The 13,290-nt window shown below is 67.3% G+C and carries 11 protein-coding genes; all 11 read right to left on the minus strand.

Annotated features, from left to right (window positions below; all coding sequences use genetic code 11):
* Positions 1-36: 36 nt before the first annotated feature.
* Positions 37-687, minus strand: a complete 651-nt coding sequence (locus CFB45_RS33770; RefSeq protein WP_089429465.1) for a PqiC family protein — start codon at positions 685-687, stop codon at positions 37-39.
* A complete protein-coding gene (locus CFB45_RS33775; RefSeq protein ID WP_089429466.1) occupies positions 684-2,354 on the minus strand; it encodes a PqiB family protein in 1,671 nt (556 codons plus the stop codon). Before CFB45_RS33775 ends, CFB45_RS33770 begins: the two co-directional genes overlap by 4 nt.
* Positions 2,351-2,998 carry a paraquat-inducible protein A gene (locus tag CFB45_RS33780; RefSeq protein WP_089429467.1) on the minus strand — a complete coding sequence of 216 codons (648 nt, stop codon included), beginning with the start codon at positions 2,996-2,998 and terminating at the stop codon, positions 2,351-2,353. The genes CFB45_RS33775 and CFB45_RS33780 overlap by 4 nt, the downstream gene beginning before the upstream one ends.
* Positions 2,995-3,642 (minus strand): paraquat-inducible protein A, encoded by a 648-nt coding sequence (locus tag CFB45_RS33785; protein ID WP_089429468.1) that lies wholly within the window; start codon positions 3,640-3,642, stop codon positions 2,995-2,997. Before CFB45_RS33785 ends, CFB45_RS33780 begins: the two co-directional genes overlap by 4 nt.
* A 124-nt stretch (positions 3,643-3,766) precedes the next feature.
* Positions 3,767-5,341 carry a Na+/H+ antiporter gene (locus CFB45_RS33790; RefSeq protein ID WP_089429469.1) on the minus strand — a complete coding sequence of 525 codons (1,575 nt, stop codon included), beginning with the start codon at positions 5,339-5,341 and terminating at the stop codon, positions 3,767-3,769.
* Between the two features lie 146 nt (positions 5,342-5,487).
* Positions 5,488-6,000 carry a DUF3331 domain-containing protein gene (locus tag CFB45_RS39210; RefSeq protein ID WP_179255136.1) on the minus strand — a complete coding sequence of 171 codons (513 nt, stop codon included), beginning with the start codon at positions 5,998-6,000 and terminating at the stop codon, positions 5,488-5,490.
* Between the two features lie 122 nt (positions 6,001-6,122).
* Entirely contained in the window at positions 6,123-6,377 is a 255-nt protein-coding gene (locus CFB45_RS39215) for a hypothetical protein (RefSeq protein ID WP_179255137.1), read from the minus strand.
* A 9-nt stretch (positions 6,378-6,386) separates the two neighbouring features.
* The gene (locus tag CFB45_RS33800; protein WP_089429471.1) at positions 6,387-7,076 is read right to left on the minus strand and encodes a response regulator; all 690 of its coding nucleotides are present in this window, start codon (positions 7,074-7,076) and stop codon (positions 6,387-6,389) included.
* A 114-nt stretch (positions 7,077-7,190) separates the two neighbouring features.
* Entirely contained in the window at positions 7,191-8,633 is a 1,443-nt protein-coding gene (locus CFB45_RS33805; protein ID WP_089429472.1) for an efflux transporter outer membrane subunit, read from the minus strand.
* Positions 8,634-8,637: 4 nt separating this feature from the next.
* Entirely contained in the window at positions 8,638-11,781 is a 3,144-nt protein-coding gene (locus CFB45_RS33810) for a multidrug efflux RND transporter permease subunit (RefSeq protein ID WP_089429473.1), read from the minus strand.
* Between the two features lie 20 nt (positions 11,782-11,801).
* Positions 11,802-12,959 (minus strand): efflux RND transporter periplasmic adaptor subunit, encoded by a 1,158-nt coding sequence (locus CFB45_RS33815; RefSeq protein WP_089429474.1) that lies wholly within the window; start codon positions 12,957-12,959, stop codon positions 11,802-11,804.
* Positions 12,960-13,290: the final 331 nt, after the last annotated feature.

Here is a 13,290-nt window from a genome sequence, read left to right on the forward strand (position 1 = left end):
GCGCGCTCCCATGGACGGCTCCCCTGGCGGAACGGTTTACGAATCGGCGGGACAGGCAGGGCGCCCGTTGCCGAAGCTGCGCACCGTGCTCGCGATCCGCGTGGCGAACTGCTCGATCATGCGCTGTTGCACCCGCACCATGTCCGCGTAGCCGCCGGGTGCCGCTTCGCTGAGCCGCGTGCTGCACGAAATGCGCGTGCCCGGCGTGCCCGGCGTGTCCTGCTGCACGCCGACGACCCAATCCGCTTCGAACTGGGCCATGCTCCCGGGCCACGCATCGAAGCGGCGCACCTGCGTGCGGATGCTCATGACGGTCTGGTTCGACGGACGCGGCAGGCCGGTGACGTTGCGCGCGCCCAGCTGCTCGACGAGCGCCGACGAAAGCGCCGCGCGCAGCTCGTCGCCGAGCGGCGCGACCCAGCGTTCGTTGTCGAGTATCCGCGCGGCGCCGGTCCCGCTGCGCACGACCATCTGCTGCTGGTCGAGCTGGGCAGGGATGCCGACCGGCAACACGTTGATCGCCAGCGGCGCGGCGGCGCGCGCGGTGGTCGACGTTGCCGTTGTCGTCGCGGACGTGGCTGGTGAGACGAGGGTGTAGTAATGCACCGGGTTCGACGCGCAGGCGGTCAGCGCGATGACGGCGCCGGTGCCCAGGGCGATCGTCCTGGCGCGAATCGGGAAGCTCATGGTTGTCGTGGCTCCTGCTGGACAGGCGAGGTGGAAGGGGCGACCGGCGCGATCGGCGCATGATCGGCGCCGGTGCCCCGGAGCAGCGCGTCGGGACGGCGGCCCAGCATGTCGGTGAGCGTGCGCAGCGAGCGCGCGGTACGCTGGACTTCGGTCAGCGTGTTCGTGAGGTTTTCCTGAAGCGGGCCGTCCTCGGCGATGCCCTGGCGCAACGCGCCGAACGTCTGGTTCGCCTGGTCGAGCGCGCGCGTCGTCGACGGCAGCAACTGGCCGTTGACCTGCCTGAGCGTCGCGTCCAGGTTCGTCAGGCTCGAATCGACATGCTTGCCGATCGACTCCAGCGGCAGCTTGTTGATCTTGTCGACGATGTCGGCGAGCTGCTCCGGCAGCTTGTCGAAGGTACTCGGCACGGTGGGCAAGGTCAGCGGCGTGGCGTTCGCGTCGAACGGCACCTTCGGCGCGTTCTTCACGAAATCGAACGAAATGTAGAGCTGCTCCGTCAGCAGGTTGCCGGTACGTGCCTGCGCACGGAGCCCATGCTCGACCAGGCCGGCGAGAAACTGGGCCGCGCGCGGATTGCCGTTGCCTTCGGTCTTCTGCAGCTTCTCGATGACGGGGCCGAGCCGGTACGGATAGACCTTGACCATGACGATGGACTGGAAGCGCCGGGTGGTGCGGTCGAAGTCGAGCTGGGTCGAGACCACCTTGCCCATGTTGACGCCGGAGAATTCCACCGGCGCCCCGACCGCGAGCCCCCGCAACGGCTGCTCGAAGCGGAGTCGAATGAGCTGGGATGGCCCGTCCGGCGCCGCCATCGCGGACGTTTCGTTGTCGGCGAGCGTAAACAGGTGGTTTGCACGGGCCGCCGCCGCATCGCTGTCTTCCGGCGTCGCGAACGCGATGCCGCCGCCCACGATCGTCGCGACCGACTGGGTCTTCAGCTTCAGGCCGTTCGCGTCGAGCGACAGATCCATCCCGCTCGCGTTCCAGAAGCGCGTATCGGTCGTCACCAGCCGATCGTACGGCGCATCGATGAACACCTGCAGGTTCATGTCGCGGCGCTGCATGTCGAGCTTGTAAGACGCGACGTGGCCGACCATCAGATGGCGGTAATAGACCGGCGAGCCGATATCGAGCGAGCCGAGATCGGTGGCGCGCAGCGCGAAGCTCGTCCCCGGCATGCCGTTGATGACGGTGGGCGGCGTCTCGAGCCCGGTGTAGGCCTTGCGCGATTGCGTCGAGCCGCCCGTGTCCATGCCGATGTAGGCGCCGGAGAACAGCGTATCGATGCCCGATACGCCGCTCATGCCGACACGCGGCCGCACGACCCAGAAGCGCGTGTCGTCGCGAATGAGGTTGCGCGCATTCTTCACGAACGACACCGTCGCGACGACGTGCGAACTGTCGTCGCTCAGCGAGATGGCGGTCACGGTGCCGATCACGACGTCCTTGTACTTGACGGGCGTCTTGCCGGCCTCGAGGCCTTGCGCGGTGTTGAACGTGATCGTGATTTCCGGTCCGACGGACAACCACGCGTGGATCACCATCGACAGGCCGATCAATGCCGCGACGAGCGGCACGAGCCAGACGAGCGAAAGCCGCAGGCGGTTGCGCGTCACGGGCGGGTCGTGGGGTTCGAGGCCTTGCGGGCCGGATGGAGGATTCATGCTTCTTCGGCGTCCCAAATGAGGCGTGGGTCAAAACTCATCGCAGACAGCATCGTGAGAATGACGACCATGCCGAAAAACAAAATGCCGGCGCGCGGCTCGATCTCGGACAGCGGACCGAACTTCACCAGCGCACAGATGATCGCGACGACCAGCACGTCGAGCATCGACCAGTAGCCGACCAGCTCGACCGCGCGATACAGCACGGCCCGCTCGCGCATGGCCGACACGCTGCGCCGGCCCGTCGTGACGAGCAACATGCCGAGCGCGAGAAACTTCGTGCACGGCACGACGACGCTCGCGATGAAGATCACCGACGCGATGCCGTACGAGCCGGCTTTCCAGAACACCACGACGCCGCTGAGAATCGTCGATTCGCTGTGGCTGCCGAGCAGCGTGGTGCGCATCACCGGCAACAGGTTGGCCGGGAGATAGAAGATCAGGCTGGCGATCAGCAGCGCCCACGCGCGCACGAGGCTGTCCGGGCGGCGCGCGTGCAGCGCCGACCCGCAGCGCGGGCAGCGTGCCGCTTCTGCGGCATGCGCGTGCGCATCCTGTGCGGCGCAGGCGGGGGGCCGGCAGACGAGGCCGCACGCATGGCACCCGACCATGCCTAGCTGGCTGGCGCGCACGGGCAGGCTCACGAGCGGCCTCCGGCGGGTTCCACCGGCACGACCCAGTCCCACAGCTGGCGCGCATCGTGGCCCGCGATCAGCGGGATCAGCACCATCAGCACGGCCGTGGCCCACAAGCCCGCGCCGGGAATGATCTGCATGAGGCTGGACAGCTTGATGATGGCGATCAGGATGCCGAGCAATCCGACCTCGATCATGCTCCACGGCCGCAGCGCGACGAGCAGCCGCATCAGCGGGCCGAACGCGGGCGCACGATGCCCTGCACGGGCAAAGGCCAGCAACCAGATCAGCGTGGCGATCTGCAGGAACGGCACCACCACGATCGCGAGCGCCGTCGGAATCGCGATCGGCGCGGCGTAGCCTTTGGCCAGCGCGAGCGCGGATTGCCACAGCGTGGCTTCGCTGTGCAGCCCCTGCACGCTGATCCGCATGATCGGGCAGAGGTTGGCGATGGCAAACACCACGCCTGCCGCCATCGCCAGCGCGAGCCACCGGTCGATATCGAGCCAGCTCGCGCGAAACAGCACGGCCGAACAGCGCTCGCAACGCGCGACCTCGTGCGGCGCCAGCGCGCGGCGTCGGTAGACGCTGTCGCAATGCTCGCAGGTGATCAGGGCCGGAAACGTGTCCATGGGTTCGTGTTGCTCGCGCATGCGGTCTCGATGATGGGGTTCGCAGTGTGCTTGGCGTCGATGGACGCTTTGGTGCGGTTTGATGGAGAAATGATGGAGCCGTCACGAGCTTGAAGGCGTTGCGTCTCCATCGATGGCGATCGCGTCACGCCTTCGCGGAAATGGCGCGGAGTTCCTCGAGATCGAGGTCGCGCGTCAGTTCGTGCAGCGTGTGCTCGTCGATGTCGCCGGCGCGATAGAGGCGCATGAGCTCGGCCCGACCCGCCGCGATCAATTCCAGCACGGTGTCCGAACGCGCAACGAGGTGGGGCTTGTATTCGTCGGCGTGGCGCGCGTAGCGGGCCATGTCCTCGGCCTTGTGCCGGTGAATGTCCAGGAGCATCGGGTGAACGAGTTCGCCTGCCGCGTTGTAGGCCCGTTTTGCCATCAACTCGTACTGCACCTTGGCAATCACGGCCTGCGCCTCGCTCATGCTCAGGCGAGGCTGGTCGCTTTCCGGCGCCGCGAGCCCGGTCCAGCGGATCAGGGCGCCGAGCGACTGCCCCTGCACCAGCACGGTGGCGAGGATGACGGCGATGGCGGTGACGAGGATGAAATCACGCCCCGGAAAGCTCTCCGGGAGGCTGGCGGCGAGCGCCAGGGTGATCACCCCGCGCATGCCGGCCCAGCTCAATACCGTGGCGTCGGCCAGCCCGAGCGGATGGAAGCGGGTCACGCCCAGCTTCCGCAGCAGGATGAGCGCGCCGTCCGACACATACACCCAGGCAAACCGCGCGAGGATGACGGCCAGCACGACGATCAGCACCGGTATACCCATCTCCGCGAGCATCGAGTCGAGCCCGTCGCCCCGCTGGATCAACTCATGCAGCGAGGATCCGATGATCAGGAACACGAACGCCTCGAGAATGAAGATCGTGACGGACCAGAAGCCGGTGCCGTACAGTCGCGCCGACGCGCCGAGCACGCGGTGCTGGAACCAGGCGCAGATGAGGCCCGTCGTCACCGTGGCGATCACCCCCGACACGTGGAAGCGCTCGGCCAGCAGATAGGAACCCCACGCACACAGCGGGCCGGCGGCGATGACCAGGCTGTCTTCGTCGAGATGGCGCATCAGGATGACCCACGCGCCCCCCACGAGCGCGCCGACCAGTACGCCGCCCAGCGCGAGCAGGGCGAAGCTGCCGAGGGCTTCGGCCGGACTGAACAGGCCCGTCACGCCCGCTGCCACCGCGAAGCGGAACAGCACGAGGCCCGTTGCGTCGTTGAACAGGCTCTCGCCCTCCAGGAGGATCAGGAGGCGGCGCGGCAGTTTCACCCGCTGCAGTGCGGCGCGGGCCGACACCGCATCCGGCGGCGCGACCAGCGCGCCCAGGGCCGCGCAGGCGGCCCAGGGCAGGGCGGGCACGAGCCAGTGCGCGACGAGGGCCACCACGACCGTGGTGAAGAGCACCGCCCCGATCGCCAACGCCCCGACGCCCAGCATGTGCCGGCGCAGGTGGTCGAGTGAGATGCCCAGGGCGCTGTCCATCAGCAACGGGGGCAGGAAAATCACCAGCACCAGTTCCGGATCGATATGCACCTCGGGCAGGCCGGGCAGGAAGGCGATGAAACCGCCGCCGATGATCAGCGCGACGGCAGGGGGCAGCCCGAGCTTGTGCCCGACGTAGTGCAAGACAAGGATCGCCAGCAGCAGCGCGATCATCAATTCGAAAATGGCCATGGTGAGGGTTCTGTAGTCGGCGCTTCAGCGCTTCGGTGGTGAATGGCCCATGAGCGCTTCGGCGGGATGGAAGGCGCACTGAGCGGCCCGGTTTCCAGGAGCCGGGCAGCTTCAGCGCCCGGCCGGGAGCGGGAAGGGCGCCACGTCTATGTCGTGATCCGCGCAAAGTCGATGCAGGCGATGTGAATCGCGAGAATCATCGCGGACGCGTTCGTCGGCCGACCATTTCGCACGCTTGGCCGAAATATCTCGTCGCCGGGGGTGATGGGCCTACCGCTCATCGCGCATATCCCTGCCCGTCTGGCGAATCCTTTGTGCCAGTTTTGATAGCCGTAATGTCCGCCCGTCGAATCCCGCCACGAAAGCACCACCGTGCTGGACGTCGGTTGATCCAGGATATCGATCGTCGCGCTGCACCTCGATCGATCGCCGGAAGTCATTTTTCTGCGTGAATCAAGTGCGCCGTCGTTGCGCTGCCGGTTGATTCGCGCGCCGTCGCTGCATGCGTTGAGTGAGTGCATCATGTGGCGCCAGCGCTCCTCCGGTTCGATTGCGTCGATCGAAATCAACGTTACGCGGCCGAGCCGTGAATCGGCGCTGCTTTCCCGTTCGCGAGCATCGCCATCGATCGACGAAGAGACATTGCCCTGATTGCTCATTTCGACCCTCGCTGCGCGCATGCGGTTGATCAGATCTCTGGAAAAGACGTCTTTCCGAGGACGACTCGAAAACAAAGGAATCGCAGCGTGGCCGCCGGCGTGCAATGCGCGTCGGCCTGTTGCTATGAGCCCGTTGCGCGCACCAGTCTGACGAGATCGACGATCGTCGCGACCAGCGCGGCCAGCAAGACGGCTGCGAGCATCAGATAGCTCGGCGTCTCCCGGATCACCACCGCGATCGGGTTGTCGGTCGCGGGAGACGACACGGCCAGGATCAGGCCGTAGGCGACGAACCATCCGGTCGCGATCGTCAGCACGACCGCGACCGTCAGGAGTCCGACGATCCGCGCCATGTGCCTTGTGCCGCTGCGATCCATGGCGCGCGTTCAATGGCTGCTGCGCAGCCGGTAGCCGACCCCGCGCATCACCTCCGGCATCCCGGACGCGCCCGCGCATTCAAGCTTCTTGCGCAGCCGGCTGATGTGGCTGTCGACGGTGCGCTCCAGCGCATCGACGTCGGCAAGGCAGGCGTCGATCAGTTCGCTGCGCGTGAACACGCGGTTCGGCGAGCCGGCCAGGTGCGCAAGCAGCCGGAATTCGGTCAGCGTCAGCGAGACGCCGGTTTCTCCGGTGTCGGTGCGGACCGTGGTCAGATAGCTTTGCGTGTCGATTTCAAGGTTGCCGACCTTGATGAAGCGCCCGGACGTGGCCGTTTCGAAACGACGCAGGATCGCGCGGATGCGCGCGACCACCTCGGCCGGATTGAACGGCTTCGTGATGTAGTCGTCCGCGCCGAAACGCAGCCCCTGCAAGCGATCGATCTCGCGGTCGAGCGCCGTGATGATGACGATCGGCGTGTCGCTGCGGCGGCGCAGTTCGACCAGGACTTCCCAGCCGTCCTTCTTCGGCATCCTGACGTCGAGCAGGATCAGGTCGGGCTTCAGGACGGGCTCCACGTCGAGCACGGCCTGGCCGTGATCGACGCGGTAGGTGCGAAAGCCGTCGTGGGCGAGGTACGCGTCGAGTATGTCGGCGATCTCCGGATCGTCTTCGGCAATGAGTATCAGAGGGTTCATCGGGTTCACTGGAAGTGAGCGTGACCGTTAGGGCGATCCGGCGGCGCGGCACGTGCGCCGCCGGACTTCACCGTGCTTTCAGTCGTCGCGAACGGATGGGCGACGGCCCATTGCTCAGTTTTTTGCCACGCTGTTGGCGGGAGGCACGTCGGTGTCGGTCAGCCCGCCACCGAGCGCCTTGTAGAGCGCGACCGCGTTGCCCAGTTCGGCGTTGCGCAGATCCAGCAACGTCTGGCGCGCGGCGTACAGCTGGCGCTGCGAGTCGAGCAGTTCCAGCCGATCCTCGATGCCGGCGCGATAGCGCAGGTTCACGAGATCGGTCCGGCGCTCGGCGCTCTTGACGACCTTGGTCTGCGCGTCGATCTGGCGGCTGAAGGTCTCGCGCCCGGCGAGGCCGTCGGCCACTTCGCGGAACGCGGTCTGGATCGAGCGTTCGTACTCGACGACCGCGCTGGACTTGCGCACTTCCGCGAGATTCAGCTCGGAACGCAGCCGGCCGCCCTGGAAGATCGGCAGCGTGACCTGCGGCGCGAAGCTCCACACGCGCTGGCCGCCGTCGAACAGGCTGCCCAGCCCCGGGCTGAGGAAGCCGATCGACGACGTCAGCGACAGGCGCGGGAAGAATGCCGCGCGCGCCGCGCCGATGTCGGCGTTGGCGGCGACGAGATTCTGCTCGGCCTGCTGGATGTCCGGCCGGCGGTACAGCAATTCCGACGGCAGTCCGGCCGGCAGCTTGGTCATCACCGGCTGGCGCTCCAGCGACAGCGGATCGGGCAGGTTCTTCGGCAGGTCGGTGCCGACCAGCAGCCGCAGCGCGTTGCCCGCCTGCTCGACGGCACGCGAACGCGCCTCGAGATCGGCGCTGGCGCTCGCGACCTGGCCTTCGGCCTGCGCGATGTCGACGCCGCTCGCCTGGTCGGCGAGCTTCAGGCGGCGCGCGAGGTCGAGCGACTGGCGCCAGTCGTTCAGCGTGCGTTCGGACAGCGCGCGCTGCTCTTGCGCGAGACGCTCGGCGAAATACGCGTTGGCCACGGAGCCGACGAGCGCGATCTGCACCGCCCGGCGGCCGTGATCGGTCGCGAGGTAGCGCGCGAACGCGGCATCCGACAGCGACTTCACGCGGCCGAACAGGTCGATCTCGAACGCGCTGAGACCGATGTTCACGCCGTACTGGTTCTGCGTGTTTTCGAGCAGCGGCGGGTTCGATTGCGAGTCGGCGGCCGTGCGTTGGCGCGTGAAGCTCGCGCCGGCACCGATCGACGGCAGGCGCGCGGAACGCTGGATGCCGTACTGCGCTTCGGCGGCCTGGACGTTCAGCGCGGCCAGGCGCAGGTCGCGGTTGTTCTCGAGTGCGAGCTCGATCAGGCGCTGCAGGCGACGGTCGCCGAACATCGAGCGCCAGCCGAGATCGGCCGCGTTCGCGTGCTGGTCGGCCGCGACCGCGGTCGTATAGGCGGTCGGCACCGGCAGCTCGGGCTTGACCAGCTTCGGCGCCATCGAGCACGCCGACAGCGCGAGCGCGGCGGAAACCGCTGCGGAAAGAATGAGTAATCGCATGGCATCAACCTTCATGTTCGTGGGTCACGGCGGCGGGCTTCTTGCCGGATGCGCGCCAGGCCGAGATGCGTTCCTGGATGCTCATCACGAACACGTAGAAAACCGGAACGAAGAAAATGGCCAGCACGGTGGCGGTCACCATGCCGCCGAACACGCCGGTGCCGATCGCGTGCTGCGTCTCGGCGCTGGCGCCGGTCGCGATCATCAGCGGGACGACGCCGAGGCCGAATGCGAGCGAGGTCATCAGGATCGGGCGCAGACGCAGCTTGGACGCCTGCACGGCCGACTCGATCAGCCCCATGCCTTCCTCGCGCAACTGCTTCGCGACTTCCACGATCAGGATCGCGTTCTTCGCCGACAGGCCGATCACGGTGATCATCCCGACCTTGAAGAACACGTCGTTCGGCATCCCGCGCAACATCACCGCGGCGAGCGCGCCGATCAGGCCGAGCGGCACCACCAGCATCACCGACAGCGGAATCGCCCAGCTCTCGTAGAGCGCCGCGAGCACCAGGAACACGACGACCATCGACAGCGCCATCAGCATCGGCGCCTGCGAAGCCGACTCACGCTCCTGCAGCGACTGGCCGGTCCACGCGACCGTGAAGCCCGGCGGCAACTGCGCGGCCAGATGCTCCATCTCGGCCATCGCCGCGCCGCTGGAGTAGCCGGGGGCCGAGCCGCCGGAGATCCGTGCGGACGGGTAACCCTGGAAGCGCACCAGCTGCAGCGGGGTTTCCGACCAGACCGGGCGCACCACTTCGGACAGCGGCACCATGCCGCCGGTCGCGTTGCGCACGTAGAGCTTCATCACGTTCTCGATCTGCATGCGGGCCGGCGCATCCGCCTGGATGATCACCTGCTGCATGCGGCCCGCGTTCGGGAAGTCGTTCACGTAGGTCGAACCCATCGCGGCCGACAGCGTGTCGCTGATGGTCGTGAACGACACGCCGAGCGCTTCGGCCTTGTCGCGGTCGATGTCCAGCTTCACGCTCGTGCCGGCCGGCAGGCTGTCCGGATAGACGCCGGTCACCACCTTGCTTTGCGCGGCCAGTTCGAGCAGCTTGGCTTCAGCCGCCTTGAGTGCCGCGTAGCCCTGGTTCGCGCGATCCTGCAGGCGCATCGTGAAGCCCGAGCTGGTGCCGAGCCCGTCGATCGCCGGCGGCAACAGGCTCATGACCGTGCCTTCCGTCACGCCGCCCATCGCGGCCTGCGCGCGCATCGCTTCGTCCATCGCGTTTGCCCCTTCGCGCTTGTCCCAGTCCTTGAGCACCGCGTAGTTCAGTGCCGCGTTGGAGCCGAGGCCCGAGAAGCCGTAGCCGATGATGGAGATGCTCGACTCGATGCCCGGACGCGACGCGAGATGCTTCTCGAGGGTCTTGACCACGTCGCCGGTGCGCTCGACGGTCGAATCCGACGGGAGCAGGAAGCCGGTCATGAAGTAGCCCTGGTCTTCCTCGGGCAGGAACGACGACGGCAGCATGCGGAAGCCGAACACCAGCGCGGTGGAGATCGCGACGAACAGCAGCATCACGCGGCCCGTGCGGCCGACCAGCTTGCCGACGCGCGTTTCGTACCAGCTCGTCATGCGGTCGAAGCGGCGGTTGAACCAGCCGAAGAAGCCGCGCTTCTCGTGGTGGCCGTGCTCGACCGGCTTGAGCATCGTCGCGCACAGGGCCGGCGTCAGCGTCAGCGCGAGCAGGGCCGAGAACATGATCGACACGGCCATCGACATCGTGAACTGCTGATAGATCACGCCGACCGAACCGCTCGACATCGCCATCGGCAGGAACACGGCCGTCAGCACCAGCGTGATGCCGATGATGGCGCCGGTGATTTCCTTCATGGCCTTGATCGTCGCGTCCTTCGGCGACAGGCCTTCTTCCACCATCAGGCGTTCGACGTTCTCCACGACGACGATCGCATCGTCGACGATGATGCCGATCGCGAGCACCATGCCGAACATCGTCAGCACGTTGATCGAGAAGCCTGTCATCAGCATGACCGTGAAGGTGCCGAGCATCGCCACCGGCGCGACGATCGCCGGGATCAGCGTGTAGCGCACGTTCTGCAGGAACAGGTACATCACCAGGAACACGAGCACCATCGCTTCGATCAGCGTGTGAATCACCTTCTCGATCGAGATCTTCACGAACGGCGCGGTATCGAACGGGATCGAGTAGGTCATGCCGGACGGCATCGTCTTGGCGATCATGTCCAGTTGCTCGCGCACGGCCTCGGCCGTCTTCACCGCGTTGGCGCCCGGCGCCAGCTGCACGCCGGCGAAGGTCGCGGGTTTGCCGTTCTCGCTGTTGACGAAGGTGAACGACTGCGGGCCGAGCTCGACCCGCGCGACGTCGCCGAGCACGACCTTCGAGCCGTTCGCGTTCGCGCGCAGCACGATCTTCGCGAACTGCTCGGGCGACGTGAGCTGGCCTTGCGCGGTGAGCGGAACCGTGACGCGCTGGCCCGGCAGCGCGGGCGCCGCACCGAGGCTGCCCGGGGCGATCTGCACGTTCTGCTGGGCGACGGCCGTCGTCAGGTCGTTCATCGACAGGCCGTAGGTGATCAGCTTCTGCGGATCGACCCAGATGCGCATCGCCTGTTCGGAGCCGAACAGCTGCACCTTGCCGACGCCTTCGACACGGCGCAGGTCCTCGACGACGTTGCGCGCCATGTAGTCGGCCAGCGCGTTTTCGTCATAGCGGCCGCTGTCCGACTTCAGGCCGACGAACAACAGGAAGCCGGTGGAGGCGGACTCGACGATCACGCCGTTTTGCCGCACGACGGGCGGCAGGCGAGGCTCGACCGACTTGAGCTTGTTCTGCACCTCGACCTGCGCCATCGCCGAATCGGTGCCGGGCTTGAAGGTCGCGGTGATCTTCGCCTGGCCGGACGTATCCGACGCCGATTCGAAGTACAGCAGGTTGCGGACGCCGGACAGCTCGCGCTCGATGAGGCTCAGCACGCTGTCGGTCATCGTCTGCGGCGTGGCGCCCGGGTAGGTGGCGGTAATGGTGACGGTCGGCGGCGCGACCGACGGATAGCGCGCAACCGGCAGTTCGGGGATGGCGATCAGGCCCAGCAGGATGATGAAGAGGGCGATCACCCACGCGAAGACCGGGCGCCGGATGAAGAATTGGGACATGACTGGATGCTCCCCGTGACTCAGTGCGACGAAGCGGTCTTGACCGCTTCAGGCGCCTTCCAGGCGGTCGCCGTCACGGGCGCACCGTCGCTCAGGCGCTCCATGCCTTCGACGACGATCTTCTGGCCCGCCTGCAGACCCGACTTGATCCGATAGCTGCGGTTCGTCAGCTCGCCCACCTCGATGGCCTTCAGGTGCGCCTGGCTCTTCGCGTCGAGCACCCAGACCTGCGGCTTGCCGCCCGCGCGGACGATCGCCTGTTGCGGCACGGTCAGCGCGTTCTCGAAGTGCCCACGCGGGATGCGGGCACGCACGTACATGCCCGGCAGCAGCTCGCGCTTCGGGTTGTCGACCAGCACGCGCAGCAGCACGTCGCCGGTGCCCGGGTCGACGTTGACGCCCGAGAACAGCATGCGGCCCTTCACGTCGTAGCGCGAGTCGTCGTCGCGCAGCACGTCGACCGGCAGCCCGTTGCCCGCGGTGTCCGGCTGGGCCGCGAGCGCGCCGCGCAGCGCTTCGAGCGACGCGGCCGGCTGGCGCACGTCCACGTAGACCTGGTCGATCTGCTGGATGCGTGCCATCGGCTGGCTGTCGCTGCTCGCGACCAGCGCACCCTCGGTCACGAGAGCCTGGTCGATGCGGCCGGTGATCGGCGCCTCGACGGTCGCGAACTTCAGGTCGAGCTGGCGGCGGGCGAGCGTCGCGCGCGCCTGCGCGACGTCGGCGGCAGCCTGGTCGCGTTGCGACACCGAGTCGTCATACACCTGGCGGCTGATCGCGTCGGCCTCGACCAGCGGCTTGAGACGGGTGGTCTGCACCTTGGCCCGCGCGAGCGCGGCTTCCGCGCGTTGCAGGGCCGCCGCGGCCGTGTCCATGTCGGCCTTGAACGGCGCCGGGTTGATCTGGAACAGCGGCTGGCCGGCACGGACTTCCGTGCCCTGCTCGAACAGCCGCCGCTGCACGATGCCGCTGACCTGCGGCCGGATCTCGGCGATCCGGACGGCCGCGACGCGGCCCGGCAGGTCTTCGGTCAGGTCGAGGGGAGCGGCCGCCAGCGTCATCGCCGCAACCGGGGTGGCCGGCGCGGCGGCCTGCTGTTCGGTGGGCCCGCAGCCCGCCAGCATCGCCGCCACCAGCGCGCACACGGCGCCGTAGCAGGCTCGTTTCTGATTTTTCATGTGGACTCCATAGACGCAGGCACCCAGTGGCCCGCATTTTCGGATCGAAGTGTGCGTGCGCCCGATGGAGTTTTTTGTGCGGAAAGATGGAGGTTTGATGGAGCGGGTGAAAGATTGGCCGATGGGCGATCGGCAGGCGGGGCGAGCCGGAAGAGGACGGGCGCCGGGGCGGCCTGGCGCTATCCGGATGCGGGGTGGGCATCCCGGAATGCCGCAATCATCTGATGAAATGCCGGTCGCCGTGCGTGCCATTGGCATGCACGGGCCGGTGCCCGGGGGGATGCTATTGAGAGGTTCGCTTCGGCGGGAGCGGCGTGCGCTTCGTGCGGGT

The organism is Burkholderia sp. HI2500 (assembly GCF_002223055.1).
Taxonomy (GTDB): domain Bacteria; phylum Pseudomonadota; class Gammaproteobacteria; order Burkholderiales; family Burkholderiaceae; genus Burkholderia.